Source organism: Pseudomonas sp. GW101-3H06 (assembly GCF_059424605.1).
Map to the genome: position 1 here is coordinate 6,261,699 of NZ_JBWKZO010000001.1, position 20,979 is coordinate 6,282,677.

General features: G+C 60.2%; 14 protein-coding genes and 1 pseudogene. 14 read left to right on the forward strand and 1 reads right to left on the reverse strand.

Features of this window, described 5'->3' with window-relative positions; translation table 11 throughout:
* Positions 1–275: 275 nt before the first annotated feature.
* From AC07ZE_RS28930 to AC07ZE_RS28940, 3 genes and pseudogenes are all read left to right on the forward strand, one after another.
* Complete coding sequence (locus AC07ZE_RS28930) at positions 276–536, forward strand: accessory factor UbiK family protein (RefSeq protein WP_095196219.1); 261 nt, start codon at positions 276–278, stop codon at positions 534–536.
* Positions 537–947: 411 nt separating this feature from the next.
* Positions 948–1,073: pseudogene (locus AC07ZE_RS28935) on the forward strand (BRO-N domain-containing protein); the annotation flags it as partial.
* Positions 1,074–1,449: 376 nt separating this feature from the next.
* Positions 1,450–2,943 (forward strand): YifB family Mg chelatase-like AAA ATPase, encoded by a 1,494-nt coding sequence (locus AC07ZE_RS28940; RefSeq protein WP_207267720.1) that lies wholly within the window; start codon positions 1,450–1,452, stop codon positions 2,941–2,943.
* 6 nt (positions 2,944–2,949) lie between these two features.
* Here the strand turns inward: AC07ZE_RS28940 and AC07ZE_RS28945 are convergent, their stop codons facing one another.
* The gene (locus tag AC07ZE_RS28945; protein ID WP_207267721.1) at positions 2,950–4,161 is read right to left on the reverse strand and encodes an aldose 1-epimerase family protein; all 1,212 of its coding nucleotides are present in this window, start codon (positions 4,159–4,161) and stop codon (positions 2,950–2,952) included.
* 266 nt (positions 4,162–4,427) lie between these two features.
* Here AC07ZE_RS28945 and AC07ZE_RS28950 point away from each other — a divergent pair, with 266 nt between their 5' ends.
* The 11 genes from AC07ZE_RS28950 to AC07ZE_RS29000 are packed head-to-tail and all read left to right on the forward strand — an operon-like array spanning position 4,428 to position 20,915.
* Positions 4,428–5,816 (forward strand): SrfA family protein, encoded by a 1,389-nt coding sequence (locus AC07ZE_RS28950; RefSeq protein WP_207267722.1) that lies wholly within the window; start codon positions 4,428–4,430, stop codon positions 5,814–5,816.
* Positions 5,817–5,832: 16 nt separating this feature from the next.
* Positions 5,833–8,898: a virulence factor SrfB gene (locus tag AC07ZE_RS28955; RefSeq protein WP_207267723.1), complete on the forward strand. Its 3,066-nt coding sequence runs from the start codon at positions 5,833–5,835 to the stop codon at positions 8,896–8,898.
* A complete protein-coding gene (locus tag AC07ZE_RS28960) occupies positions 8,895–11,606 on the forward strand; it encodes a putative virulence factor (RefSeq protein WP_207267724.1) in 2,712 nt (903 codons plus the stop codon). Before AC07ZE_RS28955 ends, AC07ZE_RS28960 begins: the two co-directional genes overlap by 4 nt.
* Before the next feature lie 3 nt (positions 11,607–11,609).
* Entirely contained in the window at positions 11,610–12,632 is a 1,023-nt protein-coding gene (locus AC07ZE_RS28965) for a hypothetical protein (protein WP_207267725.1), read from the forward strand.
* Positions 12,632–14,623 carry a vWA domain-containing protein gene (locus tag AC07ZE_RS28970; RefSeq protein ID WP_207267726.1) on the forward strand — a complete coding sequence of 664 codons (1,992 nt, stop codon included), beginning with the start codon at positions 12,632–12,634 and terminating at the stop codon, positions 14,621–14,623. Before AC07ZE_RS28965 ends, AC07ZE_RS28970 begins: the two co-directional genes overlap by 1 nt.
* 10 nt (positions 14,624–14,633) lie before the next feature.
* Positions 14,634–15,335 (forward strand): ABC transporter ATP-binding protein, encoded by a 702-nt coding sequence (locus AC07ZE_RS28975; RefSeq protein ID WP_207267727.1) that lies wholly within the window; start codon positions 14,634–14,636, stop codon positions 15,333–15,335.
* Positions 15,319–16,542 (forward strand): ABC transporter permease, encoded by a 1,224-nt coding sequence (locus AC07ZE_RS28980; RefSeq protein WP_207267728.1) that lies wholly within the window; start codon positions 15,319–15,321, stop codon positions 16,540–16,542. The genes AC07ZE_RS28975 and AC07ZE_RS28980 overlap by 17 nt, the downstream gene beginning before the upstream one ends.
* Positions 16,532–18,076, forward strand: a complete 1,545-nt coding sequence (locus AC07ZE_RS28985; protein ID WP_207267729.1) for an SUMF1/EgtB/PvdO family nonheme iron enzyme — start codon at positions 16,532–16,534, stop codon at positions 18,074–18,076. Before AC07ZE_RS28980 ends, AC07ZE_RS28985 begins: the two co-directional genes overlap by 11 nt.
* 34 nt (positions 18,077–18,110) lie before the next feature.
* Complete coding sequence (locus AC07ZE_RS28990; RefSeq protein WP_207267730.1) at positions 18,111–18,848, forward strand: hypothetical protein; 738 nt, start codon at positions 18,111–18,113, stop codon at positions 18,846–18,848.
* Between the two features lie 4 nt (positions 18,849–18,852).
* Positions 18,853–19,359 carry a hypothetical protein gene (locus tag AC07ZE_RS28995; RefSeq protein ID WP_207267731.1) on the forward strand — a complete coding sequence of 169 codons (507 nt, stop codon included), beginning with the start codon at positions 18,853–18,855 and terminating at the stop codon, positions 19,357–19,359.
* 56 nt (positions 19,360–19,415) lie between these two features.
* Entirely contained in the window at positions 19,416–20,915 is a 1,500-nt protein-coding gene (locus tag AC07ZE_RS29000; protein ID WP_207267732.1) for a vWA domain-containing protein, read from the forward strand.
* Positions 20,916–20,979: the final 64 nt, after the last annotated feature.

The following is a 20,979-nucleotide window of genomic DNA, read 5'->3' on the forward strand; positions in this document are numbered from 1 at the left end:
GTTTCGCTCGGCGCACTGCATTCGTCACGGTGACTGCATCAGTGCATGGGTCACTACCGTCTAAGCAGAAAGCTTGCCATCTCCACAAAACTCACTGTTTTCAAGCCTTTACCGGTTGATGGCCGCCACTTCGCCACAACACTCGGCACGTTACGCACAACAACGGTGCGACACCGTCCATCCGCATGCGCGAAAAGCGTGCATCCTTTGCCCGCGAAATTGACTATAGACACTGCGTGATACACTGCCCGCCATTGTTACCAGGACTTTTCCCCATGCTCGCGCCCAAAGACTTCCTCGACGCCCTGACCGGCACCGCCTCCCGCCTCTTCAGCGGTGACACGCCACTGCCGAAAGCCGAAATCGAAAGCCAGTTCAAGGCCCTGCTGCAAAGCGCCTTCAGCAAACTGGACCTGGTGAGCCGGGAAGAATTCGATAGTCAGATGGTTGTCTTGGCACGCACTCGCGCCCGCCTGGAGGCGCTTGAGACAAAGGTGGCGGAAATGGAGGCAAAGCTGAACCCACCCACCGAATAACACCGCATAGCCCACTTTGAAACCCAATCCACTGTGGGAGCGAGCCTGCTCGCGATTAGGTCGGAACGACCTTCAGATTCATCTGTAGGAATTGCCGCAGGCTGCGATCTTTCGATCTCAAGCCCCGCAATAATCCCGGCAACGTCCTACAAAGTTCTCATCCGCCGTCCGATTGCGCCGCGATGCTCCGGTTTCTAAGCTCACCCTCAGCTGAATGTTCAGCACTGGGTTTGGCGACCTGGAAGCTTAAGGAGCATGACGACCATCGACGCAAGTCATGGCGGTTGTGCGTGGGAGACCTCCGGGTCTGCCGGGTTCCTTTTGCTCCGGTTCGCCAACCCGCGTACAACTGCCACCCAATTGTTTGGCGACAATTGCCGGCAGCCCTTATAAGCAAGAGGCGCTGTATCAATGAATCGAGACGATGCATACCTAATTCCGTCTGTCTTCACCCGCCACAAACTCCACCTCCACGCCCTACTCATCCAAAACCAACCCTGGTTCAGCGCCCGCGACCTGGGCCGCCTACTGCGCCTCTTATTCAAATTTTTCGCGAGCAAGCTCGCTCCTGCAGGCGACATTGGTGGGGCTCGCTCCGCCCGCAAGCTGTCACCGACGCCGTTCAACTATCTCGGCACGGCCCTACAAAAAGCATCTTTCCCGCCTGATTTATCAGTCCACGCCCTTTTCTTTACGCTTTTCGCCGTGTTCGATCTCACTCCCATGCACAGGAAGTGTTAATGACTCACAAAAAGCGAAGAGCCACCTGAATAGCGTTTTTTGTCTGCCCGCCCAACGATAACTCGCAACATCCTGCGAAAATTCACCTCCCCTCCCGCCACGCGAAATTCTCACCTCCTGTCTACCCTTCAAAAACCGCAGGAAGCGGCCCCCATCACCTCAAGGAACGACCATGTCCCTCTCCATCGTCCACAGCCGCGCCCAGATTGGCGTGGATGCGCCCGCTGTCACTGTTGAAGTTCATCTGGCCAATGGCTTGCCATCGCTGACCATGGTCGGGCTGCCCGAGGCGGCGGTGAAGGAAAGCAAGGACCGGGTGCGCAGTGCGATCATCAACTCGGGACTGCAGTTTCCGCCACGGCGCATCACCCTGAATCTGGCGCCCGCGGATTTGCCCAAGGATGGCGGGCGCTTCGATCTGGCGATCGCCTTGGGGATTCTCTCGGCGAGCGTGCAGGTGCCGACGCTGACGCTCGATGATGTGGAGTGCCTGGGAGAGTTGGCGTTGTCTGGCGCAGTCCGTGCCGTACGCGGTGTATTGCCGGCGGCTTTGGCGGCGCGCAAGGCCGGACGCTCGTTGGTGGTGCCGCGGGCCAATGCCGAGGAAGCGTGCCTGGCATCGGGCTTGAAAGTGATTGCGGTGGATCATTTGCTGGAGGCTGTCGCGCATTTCAATGGGCATACGCGGATCGAGCCTTATGTTTCCAATGGTTTGCTCTACGCCAGCAAACCCTATCCTGATTTGAATGAAGTGCAGGGACAGCTGGCGGCCAAGCGAGCGCTGTTGCTTGCCGCGGCGGGGGCACACAACCTGTTGCTCAGCGGGCCGCCGGGAACCGGTAAGACGCTGTTGGCGAGCCGTCTGCCCGGGCTCCTGCCGCCACTTGCCGAAAGCGAGGCACTGGAGGTAGCAGCCATTCAATCGGTCACCAGTTGCGTACCGCTGAGCCATTGGCCGCAGCGGCCATTTCGCCAGCCTCATCACTCTGCCTCAGGCCCGGCACTGGTGGGTGGCGGCTCGAAGCCTCAGCCTGGCGAAATCACCCTCGCCCACCATGGCGTTTTGTTCCTCGACGAGCTTCCGGAGTTCGAACGCAGGGTGCTTGAGGTTTTAAGAGAGCCGCTGGAATCCGGGCATATCGTGATTTCCCGGGCGAAAGATCGCGTGCGGTTCCCGGCACGCTTCCAGTTGGTGGCGGCGATGAACCCGTGCCCCTGTGGATACCTTGGCGACCCCACGGGTCGCTGCTCGTGTACACCGGACATGGTGCAGCGCTATCGCAACAAGCTGTCGGGCCCGCTGCTCGACCGGATCGACCTGCACCTGACCGTGGCACGTGAGGCCACGGCGCTCAATCCAACCGTGAAACCGGGAGAGGACAGCGCCAGCGCTGCATTGATAGTGGCCGAGGCACGCGAGCGCCAGCAGAAGCGTCAGGGCTGTGCCAATGCCTTTCTTGATCTACCGGGGCTGCGTGAGCACTGCAAGTTATCCACAGTCGATGAAAACTGGCTGGAAACCGCTTGTGAACGTCTGAACCTCTCCCTGCGTTCAGCACATCGGCTGCTCAAGGTGGCGCGCACGCTGGCGGACCTTGAACAAGCCGACGCAATCAAACGCGAACATTTGGCCGAGGCGCTGCGATATCGGCCGACAACGCTCTAGCCGGTGTCACCCCTTGGTCAGATCAACCAATGGCGTCTGCCGCACCTCAGTCTCCCGCCCCCCCTGAATCTCGCTCACCTGTTTCAAGGCCTTATCCACAGCCGCTTTATCCGCCAGCAAGCTGTAGCGGATGCGGAACTGCTTGTGTTCCTTCGGCCCGATTGTCGGTACCAGGTTCAGTGGCCGCTGATAACGGCGGTTGTAGGAAAAACTTGTTCCCGGTTCCAGCCCCGTGACATAGCCCTGGCCTTGGGTATCGGTGTTTTTCCACAGGGAGAACACGGGCAGTGTCTGAGTGTTGAAGCCGACCGAAACGCCCAGGCTGCCGGCCTTGTCATGCAACACGGTCAACGTATCGCCCTGGGCATCGGCATACGGCACCACGTTGTACACCGTCTCGTCGTAGTCCCTGGTCGGTGCACGGTAGGTTTGCCAGTCCGACAGATCGCCTTGGGCTTTGTCGTTGAACGGTGACACCTGTTTTACTGGCGCAGCGAATCGGGCGCCCTGTTCCAGAAACGGCGTGCTGAAGTTGCTGTGATACAGCGCCTGGTATTCCTTCGGATAGTCACCGTTGTTGGTCAGGATGTCGTTGAGAGCGAAGGTTACGCTGCCGGGCTCGGTGACCAGTTCGGTCGCTACGGCGAAGTCGACTTTCTTGAACGCCTGTTCTTTCAATTCGCCGCGCAAGGTGATGGCGTACGGTGGTTTTTCATCGATGTGCAGGGTGACTTTGCTCGCAGGAATGTTGGCCGCCCGACCGTGCAGGGTCAGCAGTTCGCCGTTGTCGACGCCGGGGTGACCGACCCATTCGTAGCCGCAACGGGTGACCAGCTCATTGAAACCTTCCAGCCAGCCCAGGCCACCGCGGCCATTGAGTTCGATGAAGGACGGATTGACCACTTCATTGACCGGCGAATCCCAGCCCATGCGCACACCACCGACCGACGCCTGCAGCACGTTCATCCCGCGAGTCGGCACCACCGAGAGTTTCATTGTGCCGTTATCGATGTCGACGATGCTGACGCCCTCTTGCCGACCGCCGTGCAAGGTACGAAGTGTCACGGAGAAGGGTTGGTCGGTTTTCACACCGAGTTGCTGGCTGGTGATCTGCCAGTTTTGCGCGGCTTTGTCGCTGTCGAGCAGGACGTAATCCCAAGCCATGGCGTGGGAGGCGGATAGCGCGCCAAGGACAACGAGGAGTTTGAGCGAGGTCATGGGGGAAGCCTTTCTTGGAGTTGTGCAATTTTTATAGCGCTGATGAAACGATTCAGCAAGCCTAAAAAGCCCACGCCCCAGCCTTCCCCAACCAATTAAAATTGACCTTATGCAACCTCCGCACGCTTGCGTTAGTCTCATAAGGTTTGAACCTCCTGCAGATTGACGGCGATATCATCATGACATTAAGGTCGCCCGCTAATTGCAGGAGCAAGTACAGACATATTTGTCTGTCATTTTTGCGCAACGGATCGTATGGAGTTTGAATGCGCGGGGCACTATTACGCAGCGGCAAGAGCGGGTCATTCACAGCCCTCGGCGAAACAGGACAACCGGTCTACCGGGCAGCCCTGCAATTGCGCGAAGCCATTCGCCGCAAGAACCCCGATTTGGTCGATCATCTGGCCATTCCTCAAAGCGATGAACTGGGCAACCAGATCGATTGGTACAGCGCCCTCGACGGCGATGTGATTCCGTGGAGCAGCGCGACCGAAGAAGAACGCGCCCCTGCCCGCCGCCAGCTTGAAGCTCTGAAGACTGCGCTCGAAGAATTGAGCCAGCGTTTCCTGGGTACTGACTCCGCCGAACCGCAGCAGGGCGACAAAGCCGTGTTCGGCAAGCTACTCAAGCGCGTGATTCATTTCCCTGACGAGAATTTCGTCTACCTGGTGCAAGGCAAACCGGTGCTGACCTTTTGGGGTTTCGAGCATGCCGGTACCGGCAATCGCGATCCCCTGCACTGCCTTTATCAGGTCCCGCCCGCGTTCACGCTGCCACCCGTGGTCGAGCCGCCTCTTGTTGCCCCCCCTATGCCGGTGGTTGCCCGTCCATGGTGGCGTCGTTGGTGGTGGCTGTTGCTGCTGCCGCTTCTGCTGCTGCTTTTGTGGCTGTTGCTCGGCCTGCGAGGGTGCGTCCCGATTCCATTGGTGGCAGTAGATTTGCTGCCTGAGGGCGTTGTGCCGGTAGAAAAACAACTGGAAGAGCCGCCGCTGACCGGTAATGTCACGACGATCAATGGCGTCCCGGTGACAGGCACCGTTATAGGCTCAACCACTGGAACCGGCACCGCCGTAACCGGAACGCAGGGTGTGGAAACGCCGGTCGTCGAGGGTAACGAGGCTGACATGGCACCCGCCGACTTGACCCAAGATCCGGCCATTGACCCGGCAGCTGAAAACAAAACTGCGCCACCCGAAACCAAAACTGAGCCTCCCGAAAGCAAAACCGCGCCGCCGGATGTCACATCGCCCGAAGCAGAAAAATCCACCGCCGCAAAACCCGGCCCTCCCCTGAGCATCCCGCCAGACGCCGCCGACGGTGCCGCCAGGTTTCTCGATGGTCAGTACAGCGCAGGCGCCGGGATTCAGGACCGCCGAACCGGCAAACCGCTGCGTCTGGAATACCAGCTCAAGGACGGTAAGGGCCAAGTCACCGTGCACCAGGCCGACGGTTCGAAATGCAGCGGGCCGGTGAGCGCTACTATGAAGGGTGGCAGCCTGGCCATCGACAGCCAGGGCCAGGCCGTTTGCGCCGATGGCAGCACTTACGAGATGCCCAAGGTCAACTGCCGCAAAGGGGCGACCACGATCGCGGACTGCACCGGCGGTTACGGAAAAGAACAATTCCCCATGTCCATGCGGCAAGTGGCCGAATAAGACGGAATAACCCGACATGTTGCCTGAAGTCACTCAATTCGAAGACACCGTCACGCTGGTCAGCGACACCGGCATCCAGTTCATGGATTTCGCCCTGCGCCTGGACCCCCGCAAGGAGCCGGCAGGCGAGTTTGCACCGATGATCAGCGGGCTGATCTGCCGCCTGGCGTATAACGAAGAGAAAGACTTCTTTTTCTACGAGCCCGAACCGGAAAAGGTCGAAAAAGCCAAACCTGCGTTCAGCGTCGACATGAAAAGCAGCCTCGATTTGCTCGACGGTATCTGGCTGCCGATCCCGTTTTTCCGCTTCATGCCGCCACATCGCTTCGATGAAGGTCCAACCAACTGGTCGCGCATGCGCTTGGTGAAACTGGCAACTCCCGACATCGACGGTAACACCCACCGACTGACGATGGCGTTCGACAGCCGTGTGATGCCCAAGCGTGACGGCACTGCCTATCTGGCGCCAAACGAAGAAGACATCAGCTCCGGCGTGTCTTTCAAACTGGCCATCAAGGCTAGCGAAACCCGCTGGTTTCTGGCTCAGCCGTGGGTCAACGAGTGGCTGCTGGAAGTGTTCAATGAGGGCAATGCCCACCGTTCTCGCGCAGAGCTGGACATCGATATCCGCGCCAACTATCACTTGGCGCACTACCTCAATTTGCTCAGCCTGTTGAGCAAACCGTCAACCGCCCAGCAGTCGAAGGCCCGAGCGAAAGTTGAAATCCCCGAGCTGAAAGTAGTTGCCAACGACAGCAATGGCCTGGTCAAACCGATTCCGGTGGACCTGGTGCTGGACGTCGGCAACTCGCGCACTTGCGGCATCCTGATCGAAAACCACGGTCAGGCCGGCTCCGGGCTGAAGCAGAACTACGTGCTGGAACTGCGCGACCTGATCACCCCCGAACACACCTATAACCAGCCTTTCGAAAGCCGCGTGGAGTTCGCCCAGGCGTACTTCGGCAAGGACCACTGTTCGGTCAAGAGCGGTCGTCACGATGCGTTCCAATGGGCGACGATTGCCCGTGTCGGCAATGAGGCCAGTCGCCTGGCCAGTCGTCGTCGCGGTACCGAAGGCTCCACGGGTTTGTCCAGCCCGAAACGCTATCTTTGGGACGAAAACGCCTATGGTCACGGCTGGCGTTTCAACTGCTCGTACATCAAGACCGACAACGAGCCGTACGCCACCGCCTCGCCGTTCTCCCATCTGATCAACGAAACCGGCGAGGCGCTATACAGCCTCGAAGAAGACGATCGCCTGCCGGTGTTCATGCCCCGTTATTCGCGCAGCTCGCTAATGACCTTCATGCTCGCCGAAGTACTGGCCCAGGCGCTGTCGCAAATCAACAGCCCGGCCCAGCGCTCCCGCCAGGGTCACACCCGCGTGCCGCGCCAGCTCAACAGCATTACCCTGACCGTGCCGCCGGGCATGCCACAGGCCGAGCGCAGCATCCTCAACGAACGCATGCTGCAAGCCATCGGCCTGGTATGGAAAAGCCTCGGCTGGCACGCCGGCGAGGAAGATCCACATCAGGATGAGGCCGTCAGCCCGCGCACCCCGATCCCGAGTATCCGCGTGGAATGGGACGAAGCGTCCTGCGGTCAGTTGGTTTACCTGTACACCGAGGTCAACGAGAACTTCGCCGGTCATCCGGAAGAGTTTTTTGACACCATCGCCCGGCCGGACAAGGCCGACCGCGAACGCATCACCCTCGCAACCATCGACATCGGCGGAGGCACTACCGACCTGGTGATCACTGACTATCGCCTCGACCGCGCGGGCAATACCGGCAGCGGCAGCAACGTGCACATCGTGCCCGAGCAGCGTTTTCGCGATGGCTTCAAAGTGGCCGGCGACGACATCCTGCTGGACGTGATCCAGGACTTCATCCTGCCGAGTTTCGAACAAGCCTTGCAGAACGCCGGCGTGAAGGCGCCGAACTCACTGATGTCACGGCTGTGTGGCGATGAATCGGTCAGCGCCCAGGACATGATCCTGCGTCAGCAATTGAACCTCCAGGTGTTCGCCCCGCTGGGCCTGGCGCTGCTCAAGGCGTACGAGCATTACGATCCGCAGGTCCCGCAAGAAGTCATCCCGCAAAGCTACCGCCATTTGCTCGGTGACAACGCCATCAGCCAGACCGTGCTCGACTACGTCAATGCCGCCGTGCGTCGCGATGTCGGCGGCCAGAGCGGTTTCGACCTGTATGCCGCGCCAATCAGCTTCGACCTGCAAAAGCTCCACGCCGCGTTCCTCAACGACCAGATAAATATCACCAAGGTCCTTGGTGCGCTGTGTGAAGTGGTTGCGCATTACCCGTGTGATGTCTTGCTGCTGACTGGCCGCCCCTCGCGCCTGCCCGGCATCCAGGCGTTCATTCGCAAGCTGTTGCCGCTGCCGCCCGGACGCATTCTGGCGCTGCAAAACTACCGCACCGGCGGCTGGTATCCGTTTCACAAGAACGGCCGGATCGACGACCCGAAAAGTACCGCCTCGGTCGGCGCCATGCTCTGCCTGTTGTGCGCCAACCACAGCGTGCCGAACTTCTACTTCCGGGCATCGGCGCTCAAACCGTATTCGACGGTCAAGCACATCGGCGTCATCGACCTGAACAATGTGATCAAGGATGCCGACGTGCTGTACCGCGACATCCAGTCCGAAGATTACAAAATCAAGCTACCGGTAATTGGCGTTGGCGACGCCGCCGACACGCCACAGCTGGAAATGCGCGGCGACCTGCGCCTGGGTTTCCGCCAGTTGGCCGCTGAACGCTGGGCCGCTTCGCCGTTGTATACCTTGCGGTTCACCAAGGCGGGTCGGGAGAAGTTTTCCCGGGCAATCGGTGAAAACGGCAGCGCGCCGCTGCTCAAGGTGCGGTTTGAGGTCAAACCGGCGGACAAATACACCCGCAGGCAGGATCTGGTCAGCGACCGCCTCTCGGTTCGCGACATCGAATCCAACAGCAACAACGTCAACTTCAACCCGCGCAGCGACCTCGAGCTGGAACTCAACACCATGCTCGACGCCGGCCTGAGCGAGACCAAGTACTGGCTCGACAGTGGAAGTGTGAAACGCAAATGAATGACCTGACCCCCGATCAAACTCAGCTCTCTGCCAGTTGGGCCGCTGTTTATGAAGGCGCCGGTCAGGCGCTGGACTGGATTGACCAGACGCGCGGCAATGCGCCGCGCCTGGACAGCGAAGCGGAAAACCTGAACATCCGGCTGCACCGCGCCCGCAACCTGGCTCAAAGCCTCGGGCGCGTGGCCTGTACGCCGATGACCATTGGTTTTTTCGGCTTGTCCCAGGCCGGCAAGTCCTACCTGATTTCGGCCCTTGCCGCCGGTCAGAACGGCAAGCTGGAAACCGAGTTCGGCGACCATCGCCTGGACTTCATCAAGCACATCAACCCGGTGGGTGGCGGCAAGGAGGCCACCGGCCTGGTAACGCGCTTCAGCCGTCGGGCGACGATAAGTCAGGACAATGACTTCCCGGTAGAGCTCTCGCTGTTCAAGGAAATCGAGCTGGCGAAGATTCTCGCCAACGCCTGGTTCAAGGATTTCGACCTTGAACGGATTTCCTACGAGATCGACGAAGAGCGCATCCAGCGCGTGCTCAAACCGTTCGAAGGCCGCGAAACCGGCCCGCTGCAAACAGGGGTCAATGCTGACGATCTGGTGTCGCTGTGGGATTACCTGCGCGACAACTTCCGTAACTCGGTGAAGAAGCTTGAGCACCTGTATTGGCCCAGAGCGTTGCAATTGGCGCCACGCCTGAATTTCCAGGAACGGGCCGAACTGTTTTCGATTCTCTGGGGTGAGCAAAGTGAGTTGACGCGCGTGTACCAGCAACTGGCTGGCACGCTGCACAAGCTGGGTCTGCCCGACACCGTGTTCGCACCGTTGAAGGCCTTGGTGAGTTTCGAAAACGACACCTACAGCCAGCGCGACAGCATCATGAACGTCGACATCCTCGAACGCTTCGGCAGCCCGCTGGACTTGCCGATCGATGTTCGACCGCTGGTTGGCGATCGTCTGCAAAACAGTCAGGCAATTGCGGTCGCGCAACTGGCGGCACTGACCGCCGAAATGACGTTCCGCCTGGTAGAAGCCCCCCTGGATGACATCGTCAATCAGGTCGATCTACTGGACTTCCCCGGTTATCGTGGGCGCCAGAAACTGCACGAGATCGCCGATTCCAACGACCCGCAATCCACCACCAAGGACAACTCCGTCTCCCAACTGATTCTGCGTGGCAAGGTCGCCTACCTGTTCGAACGCTACACCGACAACCAGGAAATGAACGCGCTGGTGGTCTGCACAAGCTCGACCAAGCAGAGCGACGTCAACGACGTGGGGCCGGTGCTGACCCGCTGGATCGAAAAAACCCAGGGCGCCGACTCGGCTGCTCGCAGCAAGCGCGACACCGGCCTGATCTGGGCGCTGACCATGCTGGACCTGCGCATTACCAACTCCCTGAGCCTGACACCTGATCAGTACGACGAGAGCTGGAACGGCATGGTCAAGCTGACCATGCTGGAGCGTTTCGGCAGCCTGAGCTGGATGAACGACTGGGCCGGCACACCATTCCAGAACACCTACCTGGTACGCAAACCGCGTATGGACGCGGCATTCATCGGGCAGGACGCGACCGGTGCGGAAACCGGTCTCAATGCCATTTATCAGGAACGTGTCAACGCGCTGGGCTCCAGCTTCGCCAGCAACGCTCTGGTGTGCAAACACATCAAAAACCCGGTCAACGCCTGGACAGAAATGCTGCGCCACGATGACGGTGGCATCAGCCACTTCAGCAGCAGTTTCAAAGGCGTGGCCAATATCGAATTCAAATTGCAGCGTATCCGCGAGCAATTGAGTGAGTGCCTCGAAGGCCTGACCACTCACGGCCTGAGCACCTGGTACCACGCTGACGACGATGGCGCTGCAGCCGCCAAAAAAGCCAAGGCGCAAATGATTCTGACGGGTCTGGGTCGCCGGCCGGCGGTACTTGGCGAATTGATCGATCAACTCGACATGCCCAGCGAAGAGGTGCGCGACCTGTACCTCAGCGGCGTGTACGAGACCGATGACGAGCCGGCCGTGAACCAAGAACCGGTCGCCCCGACACCGAGCCAGAGCCTCTACGGAAACGACGCCGGATTCAATTTCGATTTCAGTGACGACCTGAGCCACGACGCGCCAGTCAACAGCAAAGCCGGTACCTCGGCGCCCGAACTGCAAAGCAACGAGCACCGATTTGCCAAAGCGGCCTTCAAGGCCTGGATCGCGCACCTGCGTGAACTGACCACCCGGCAAAGCCTGCTCAACCTGCTGGGGCTGGAAAAGGCCTTGCTGGAAGCGGTGGTCGATGAATTGATCACCGCCGGCTATCGCCAGGACTTGCCGGGGCAACTGAGCCGCGCCGTCCTCAAGCGAGCACAAAGTGGCGCGCGGCGCGATCAACTGGTCGAGCGCCAGGTACTGGAAGTGCAACGTGTGCTGCGCGATTTCGTGTCCTGGTTCGGCTACCTCCACAAGCCGGTGAACGAGCGCCCGAATAGCCGCGCCGGAGCCAAGGCGCCTTTATTTTCGTTCTACGCCGACATTGGCCCGGGGCAAGTGCCCGTGCTGCCGGCACAACCGGCCAATCAGGCACAGCTGTATCTCGGCGACTGGCTTTCCGGCCTGGCCTACATCACGCAGGACAATGCCGGCCATGGGGCCGGACGTGAAATCACCCCTGAACAAAACGAACGGCTGGGCCAAGTGCTCACAGCCTTCGCAGCGAGATAAGCAATGCCAATTCGTGTCGACCTGCTCGCATTAGAGCCCAATGTGCCTGGCCAGGCCCGCCTCACTGTGAAGAAATGGCAGGGTAGCGAGCAACAGCTAGAGTTTTCCATTCAGCGCAACCAGGATGGTTTTTACCTTCAGGACCAAAAGGCGTGGAGCAACAATCCATTCTGGTTCAAGGTCTCGCATTTCAACCCCACGGCCAATGGCGAAGCGATGGAAACGCAGGTCGGTCCGGACGTGATCGACCCGCTGCTGGAAGGCGGTGCCAACTCGCAATTCCAGATCGAACTGCGCGAACAGAGCCACGGTCATGCCGATAAAGGCGTGGTTCGCCCAGGCGTTGGTTTGCTGCCGTCCACGGCCGGCGGCCAGACACGCTCGACTTATGGCGGTGCCGAACTGACGGCGCCGAGCGCACCGGCACCGGAGATTCCGCAGATCCCGCCGATGCCTGAACTGACCCTGTCCACCATCGAACCAGAAGTGGAGTTGGAGTCGGTGCTCACCGAGCCCGCCTACGCACCGCCTCCGGCACCGGTGAAAAAAAGCAACAAAGGCCTGATCGGTCTGTTGATTGTGGTGTTGCTGCTGGCGGCGGGCGCCGGATTCTGGATCTACAAACGCACCCCGGCCCCTGCGGTTGCAGCCACGCCCGTCGCACCCGCCGGCGCCGACGCTCAAGCCTGCACCCTCGACAGCATGAACAGCCTGCCCGAACTGACCTTCGTCCAGACCTGCATCAAGGCGGCACCCGACAGTGCCAAATTGCTGGAGATCATCAACCAGGCCAAGGCCAGCAAGCACTGCGGTGTCGCCCAGCGCCTGTACGCCAACCGTGCCCAGGCCGGTGACGCGCTGATCGCCAACGCCTATGCCCGCGAATACGACCCCAAATATCTGAAGGCCAGCGAGTGCTTCCCGGCCGCGGACAACGCCACCGCCGCCTACTGGTATGAAACCATCCTCACCCAGGACCCGAACAACGCCGAAGCCAAGCAGCGCTTCGAGGAGTTGCAGAAGTGATGCGTTCGCCCCTGAGTCGATTCCTGCTGAGCGGTGCCGCATTACTCGCGCTGTGCATCAGCCCGCTGTGCCAGGCCGATGACAAACCGCTGATCCAGGCCGGTAAAAAGACCCTGTTCCAACGCGTGCTGACCACGCCGGGCTGCAAAGTCAGCCCGACGGCGGGCGGTGCGGCAGGCGACGCACAACCAGTCTTCAGCCGCTTTTATGTGTACGAGCGCGCCCAAGCGAATAACGCCGAGTGGCTGAAAGTCGGCCCCGACAGCTACGGCAAAACCATTGGCTGGCTGCCTGCCAGCTGCACCACCGACTGGAAGATGCAGCTGACGCTGGCCTTCACCAACCCGGCCAACCGCGACCGACTGCTGTTTTTCAAGGACCGTGCCACCGTCGAGGGCATTCTTGATGCACCGGACCCGGTCAGCAAAGTCGCGCCGCTGCGGGCCACGCTGAAAAAGGGCCAGCAAGCACCGGGTGTACTGGCTGAAGAACCTGAATACTTCGTCGACCTGCAAAAGCAGTTCTACCTGCTGCCGGTGCTCAGCGGCGAAGAAGTCATGACCGAAAGCGGTTTCCGCACGCGCCTGCTCAATGTCGCCTCCGTCAGCAAGCCGGATGACAAGAACGTGAAGGGTGGTGCTGCAAACAACGCGGCCAGCGCCAAGGAAGCCGAAGAGAAGAAGGCCAACCAGCTGAAGGAATTCAGCGCGGCCGTGGTATTTGTCATCGACTCGACGATCTCGATGGACCCCTACATCGACCGCACCCGCGAGGCGATCCGCAAGGTTTACCAGAAGATCGAAGCTCAGAATCTCGGTAAGCAGGTCAAGTTCGGCCTGGTGGCTTTCCGCTCCAACACCCAAGCGGTACCGGGGCTGGAATACACCACCAAGATGTACGCCGACCCGACGCAGGTGAAAGACAGCGCCGACTTTTTCGCCAGGATCGCCGACCTCAAACAGGCCACCGTGTCGAGCAGCAGCTTCGATGAGGACTCGTTTGCCGGCGTCATGGAGAGCATCGACAAAGTCGACTGGAACCAGTTCGGCGCACGCTACGTGGTGCTGATCACCGATGCGGGCGCCATCGAAGGCGACGACAAGCTGTCGAAGACCGGTTTGAACGCCGCGCAAGTGCGTATCGAAGCCGCCAACCCGGGCGTGGCGATTTACACCCTGCACCTGAAAACCCCGGCCGGAACCAAGGACCACGCCAAGGCCGAGGCGCAGTACAAGGACCTGTCGACCTACCCGGGCACCAACACTTCGCTGTACTACCCGGTGAACGCTGGCGATGTTCAGGAATTCGGGCGCAAGGTCGACGCACTGGCCGGGGCGATTACTACACAGGTCAAAGCTGCCTACATGGGAGAAGACGCCATTGGCAGTGCGGCGAATGCCAAGCAGGACCCGGCCGAGAAAAAGATGCTCGAAGACGCGGCGCTGATCGGCCACGCCATGCAACTCGCCTATCTGGGCGAGAAGACCAACAGCAAAGCGCCGCCCGTGTTCAAGGCATGGATCACCGACCGCGACCTGATCAAGCAAAATATCCCGACCACCGACGTACGGGTGCTGCTGACCAAGTCACAGCTCAGCGACTTGAGCGACGTGATGAAGCAGATTCTCGATGCCGCCAACGAAGGCCTGATTTCGCCGACGGACATGTTCAACCGCCTGCGCTCGGTGGCGGCGACCATGGGCGCCGATCCCAATCAGCTCAAACAGAACAGCAACGCCAAACTGGCGGACATGGGCGTCCTCGGTGAATACCTCGAAGACCTGCCCTATCAGAGTGAAGTGCTGAACCTGGATGAAGAGACCTGGAAGAGCTGGGATGGTCTGGCGCAAGAAAAATTCATCCGCACGCTGAACACCAAACTGCGGCATTACCAGCGTTACAACGCCGATGTAGATCGCTGGGTAGCTTTGGCCAAAGACAGCGATGCGCGGGACAACGTCTACCCCGTGCCACTGGAAATGATGCCTTAAAGAGACGCCAATGCTCGATATCAAGAACCTGCTGGTGCGCCGTGGTGAAGGCGCACACGCCCATCACGTGCGACTGCCGCACTTGCAGGTCGGCGCCGGGGAGATCCTCGCCATCACCGGCGAGAGCGGCAGTGGCAAAAGCACGTTGCTCGAAGCCATCGGCCTGTTGCTCGCGCCGGTGGAGCTCGAGTGCTTTCGGCTGGGTCCGACGCACGCTCAGGATATCGCCCAACTGCTGGCCACTGACAACCAGCCGGCTCTTGCAGCGGTGCGTTCACGGCATTTGGGATTCATTTTGCAGAGTGGCGGCTTGCTGCCGTTCCTGAGCGTGCGGGACAACATCAGCCTGCCGCGCCGTTTGCTCGGGATGCCCGCAAAAAGCGATCACATCGACCACGCCGTTGACGTGTTGCGCCTGCAAGGGTTGCTGGACAAACAACCTCAGGCGTTGTCGATCGGTGAACGCCAACGTGTTGCCTGCGTTCGGGCAATTGCCCATGAACCGCTGCTGCTGTTGGCCGACGAGCCGACCGCCGCACTCGACCCTCACGGTGCCCGGCGTTTGTTCGAGTTGCTCCTGAGCCTGGTGTCGAGCATGGGCCTGAGTGCGCTCGTTGTATCCCATGACTGGGCTTTGTTGAAGGATTTCGGCTTGCCGCGACTCGGCGCCACCAGCCATCAGGGGGAGACTCTGTTTGAACCGATGGACTGATCGCTTGCGCCTGCTGGGCTCACTGGCGCTGCAAGACCTCTGGCACGACCGCAAGGTCTCGCTGTGCATCGCCGCCTCCCTGGTGGCGGTGATCGCGCCGTTGTTGTTGCTGTTCGGGCTCAAACACGGGGTGGTCAGCCAGCTGCAGGGCGAACTGCTGCGCGACCCGCGCAATCTTGAAGTGAAGATGCTCAGCAACGGCAACTACGACACTGCCTGGATCGAGCGTTTGCGCCAGCGCCCCGAGACCGGTTTTGCCCTCGGACAGACCCGCTCGCTCAATACCCAGGCTGATCTGCTGATCGGCATGCAACGGTTTGTCGAAGGCGCGGAAATCATCGCCACCGAGCCCGGCGATCCCCAACTGAACCTGGCGTCACTCAACCCCGTCGGCAATCAAGTGATCCTCAGCGCCAGCGCAGCGCAACGCTTGCAGGCCAAGGCAGGCGACAACGTGCAGCTGCGGGCCTTGCGCCGTCTGGAAGGTGTCAATGAACGCGGCGAGATGACGCTGACGGTACTGACCGTGCTCGACGGTGCCCGCTTTGGTCGCGCTGCCGGGTTTGTCGCCCCGCCGCTGCTGCTGGATCTGGAGCGTTTTCGCGACGGCTATCAGGTCAGTGAGTTCGGTGTGACCACCGGTAAACCTCAGGGTAATTTACAACCGCTGTATGCCCGCGCCCGCGTATATGCACGCGACATCGATCAGGTTGCATCACTGGAGCACTGGCTCAACGAACAACACATCGAAACGTCGAGTCGACTGGCCGATATCGACAACGTCAAAGCCATCAACCATGTGCTGGGGTTGATCTTCGGTGTGATCGCCGCGGCGGCACTGATCGGCTGCGTGGCATCAATGGTCGGCGCGTTCCTGGCCAACATCGATCGTAAACGCAAAAGCCTGGCAGTCCTGCGTCTGCTGGGTTTCAAACGCAGGTCCGTTGGCGGTTTCGTGGTTCTGCAAGCGCTGGTGCTGAGCCTGACCGGCTACATTGGCGGGCTGGGGTTTTATGCCGTGGGCAGTCATTTGTTCGACTACCTGCTCGGCAGCAGCAAAACCACCGGCACCTTCGCTTGTCACATCACTGTTTGGCATGGCCTGGCCGCCCTGCTCCTGACCTTCTTGGTCGCTGCACTGGTGGCCATGATCGGCGCCCTGAGAGCCATCAAAATCCAACCTGCGGAGAGTCTGCGTGAGCTATAAACGTTTTGGCTTGCTGTTGCCCCTGAGCCTCGGCTACTTGCTCGACGCCTCGGCGGCGGGCTGGGAAGAGAAGTATTACAACCCGATGCCCGAGGCTGGCGACGTCGTGCTGCCGATGCCCTGCGAAGGTTCGATGGTATTTCGCAAGGTATTCATTCCGGTCGCCGGTCCGCTGGATGACTACCCCATCAACATCGGTCAGGACGGCGCGGAATACGGCTATGTCGAACAGACTCGCCCGACCTTTATTGCCGGCAGTTTCACCGGGGCCAAGAACGACAAATCCCGTTACTACCTGATGGCCAAGTACGAGATGAGTCAACTGCAATACGCCGCGCTGACCGAAGCAACCTGCCCCACCGCCGCCACCAAAATGCGCTTGCCGCAAACGGCGGTGAGCTGGGTGCAAGCCATCGAGGCCGCCGACAAGTACAACCTGTGGCTGCGCAAAAACGCCGCCGGCAAGCTGCCCAGGGAAGACGGCGCGCAAGGCTTTCTGCGCCTGCCAACCGAAGTCGAGTGGGAGTTCGCCGCACGTGGCGGGCTGGAAGTCAGTGCTGCTGAATTCCGCGACACGCACTACCCGATGCCAGAAGGCATCAACGCCTACGAGTGGTTTAGCGGAGCGCAATCGTCCAACGGCAAAGTGCAATTGACCGGTCTGCAAAAGCCCAACCCGCTGGGCCTGCATGACATGCTCGGTAACGTCGACGAAATGATGTTCGAGCCGTTTCGCCTGAACAAACTCGACCGCCAGCACGGTCAGGCCGGTGGCTACGTCGTTCGTGGCGGAAACTACCTGACCGCACAGGCCGACCTTCGTACTGCATTACGCAAGGAAGAACCGTATTACAATGCCGAAGGCCAGGTGAAAAACAAGACCACCGGCCTGCGACTGGTGCTGGTCTCCCCGACCCTCACCTCTCGCGAACGAGTCGCCAGCATCGAAAGCAGCTGGAAGAAACTCGGTACCGGCAGCAAGGAAACCGAATCCGCCGACAAAGGCACCGTGCAATCGCTGAGCAACCTCGCCTCGGGCGTCGAAGACAAAGTACTCAAGGAAAAGCTCCAGACCCTGGAGAACCAGCTGCGCGCCAGCAACCAGCAGCAGGAAGAAACCCGCGACCAGGCGATCCGCGCCAGCCTCAACCTGGGTGCGTTCCTGTGCACCAAGATGCTCGACGACGGCCAGTACGTGGACTTCCTGCAAAAAAACTACAAGCTCAACTGTGAAAGCGCAGACAAAGATGCCAGTTGCGACATGCGTAAAGGCAAGCTCGACGAGCAAAAGGATCGCCTGCACAAACTCAGCCGTTACTACGCCAGCAGCCTGGTGGAATCGGCTACCTTGTACGGCCAGCCACTGCTTGAAACGCAAGTCCCGGTGATGGAAGAAATCATCACCCGCAACAAACAGCTGCAAGACCTCAAACCTTACCTGCGCACGCACTGGGCCAATCAGAAAGCGTTCCTGCAAAAGCAGAAAATCGACACTGTAGCCTGGCTGACCAGCTGCAAAACCGTCACTCAATAACAACGCGTCAACACCGTTACGTAGGAGTTTCACCATGTCGCGCAGCCTTTGGACTCGCTTCAAGCTACAGATCGCATTCGTAGTCGCCAGCAGCCTGCTGTTGACCGGTTGCGCCAACACCGGCAGCTCCATGCTCGGCGAAGGCGAAGGCGACGGTGCCGACCCGCGCCTGACCCAGGGCAATGACGCAGAGTTCTTCAGCAAGTCCGGATACCAGGCCTGCGCCGTCGGCGCCGGTGTCGGCATCCTCGCTTGCGCGCTGTCCAACAGCAGCAACAAAACCGTGTGCGTCATCGCCGCCGGTATTACCGCGTGTGGCGTGGCCATGGGCGCGAACTATTACCTGGATCAACGTCGCGCCGAATACGCCGACACCGCCACCCGCTTGGCGAAGATGAACAGCGACGTCGAACAGGACACGCAGAACGTGATCGCCCGGACTGAGACCGCCCAGCAAGTGATCAATGATGACCATGCGCAAATTGCCCAGATCAAAAAGGACATCGCCAACAAGAAAGTCGACAAGAGCAGGGCTCAGGCGCAAATCGCCGGGATTGACTCGGACATCGCACGCCTGCGCAAAGACCTTGCCAACATGCGTACCAAGGTCACCGAGTACAGAAAAGTGGCAGACGCCGAGCGTTCACAAGGCACCAGCGCCGAGATCCGACAGGTGGACATGAACATTCAGAGAATGAACCAGAAAGTCGTCAGCCTGCAGAAGGAAGTCGACGCTCTGTACAGCCAACGCTCCGCAATCACCCTGGGTTAAGCACATGACGCTACGACAACTGATGGTCATCACTGCCATCCTGGCCCTGAGCGGTTGCGCGACCCAGCCTGGCGAATGCGATGCAACCAATCGCGACAGCAGCCTGCTGACCAAGATGAACTGCGACTACTCCGGTGGTTACAGCGATCAGGTCAAGCAGAAGGAACAGGCCCTGAGCGAGTCCCGACAGCAAAACGCAATGTTCCGTCAGGTGTACGAGAACATTCAGGCCCAGCAGCTCAGCACCAAGACCGATCTGGCCAGCCAGCAGAAATCCCAGGCGGCGCTGAATCAGTCCCTGGCGCAACTGCTGACCTCGCTCAAGGCTCGGCGCGGCAATGAGGCCCAGGTGCAGAAGCAGATTGCCGACCTCGAGAAGCAGCTCAAGGCTTCGCAAGCGGCGCCAACGGCCAAATCAACACCCGCGACACTGGCGGCCAAGCAGCAAGAGCTGAAAACGTTGCAGAAGAAGGTCAATCAGCTGCAATTCAGCCTCGGCTACGAAGAGTAACTTTTCACCCCGCAAGCGTCCCGATGGATGCCTGCACTTTTTCAGGAATCGTCGTCATGCAGCGGGTCATCAGGGATGCGCAAGCCAGATCGGAGGAGATGAGTGCGCTGCAAGCCAAAGTCGCCCTCATCCAGAAACACTTTCCACCGACCGTCGCCAGTCTGTTTGCCATCCCGCGGATGGGCAGCGGCGACGTAATCGAATGGTGGACCGAACTGGGTGGTCAACCCACGCCTTATGCCGATCTCAACGAGGACGCGCAACGACGTTTGCTGGAAACCTATGAAGTACGCCAGACGTCCCTCGGCCAGCTGGCGGATGAATTGCAACAACGCGGTCAACCGACGGTAGCGGATGACCTGCGCAGCCTGCTCGGCACGCCTGAGCTGGATAAACTCTACAGCCTCAATGGTGAGCCATTGGTGGTGCGGTGGAACCAGCGCCCGCCCAAACCGATCGTGCCGCCGGTGATTCCGGTGGCGCCGGTCGTAGCGCCGTCGCGGCGGGGCTGGTGGCTCGCGGCGGCCTTGCTCGCGCTGCTGTTGCTGCTTCTGGCGCTCTGGCTCTGGTGGTTCCTGCACCGTGAGCCGGTTGTCGTGGTTCCGCCTGTAGCGCCGGTGGTTACGCCAGTTGAGAAGCCGGTTGAGAAGCCGGTTGAGCCTGTTCCCGCACCTGTCGTGGAACCGGAACCGAAACCTGTTCCGGCACCAGAACCCACGCCAGAACCGGTACCGGAACCCAAGCCGGTCCCGCCACCCAAACCGGCACCCGCACCCGCACCCGTACCGGAACCCAAGCCGACCCCGCCACCCAAACCGGTTCCACCACCAAAACCGGAAGTAGCGGCCCCGCCACCAGCCCCGCCACCAGCCCCGACGCTGGACAACTTCGCATGCCGTAAAAATGCGCCTAAGGCAGAGATCCCGCAGTTCGTAGTGGTGCTCGACACCTCGGGTTCGATGAACTTGAACATCAGGTCAGTGAAAGCCGACGAGGACTGGTTCTTCGGTAGTGACCTCAACAAGCTCCTGGACCCGAACCGCACCATGCGGCTCACCGCCAAACCCAGCCGCATGGACGTCGCCAAGGATTCGCTGGCTGGCATGATCAACGGGCTGGATCCGAAGATCGACACACGCCTGATCACCTTCGCCGGCTGCGAAAGAACACCGGACCGGGGTGTGTTCAAGTTCGGCGACCGTCCGCGGCTGATCAACGGGATTCGAGGTCTGGTTCCCGACGACGGCACACCGCTGGCCGACAGCCTGGCCCACGCGGCGAGTACCGTCGACGGGCGCAATAACGATGCGGTGATCGTGATGTTTGTCGACGGAGAAGACGGTTGCGGGCAGGACGTTTGCGCGGTATCCCGTCGAATCGCCAGGGAACAACCGCGCCTGCGGGTCAACGTGGTGAAAATCGGTTCTGGCGGCCCGTCACGCTGCATCGCTGAGAACACCGGTGGCCGGGTTTACAACAGCACCAATGCGGCTGAGTTGGGTAACCTGTTGAAACAGGCAAGCAAGGAAGTCTCCAGCAATGCCAAGTGCGATTAGCCGGGCAACAATGCTGAATTGAGGTGCCCCCCCATTCGCGAGCAGGCTCGCACAGAATTTGTGT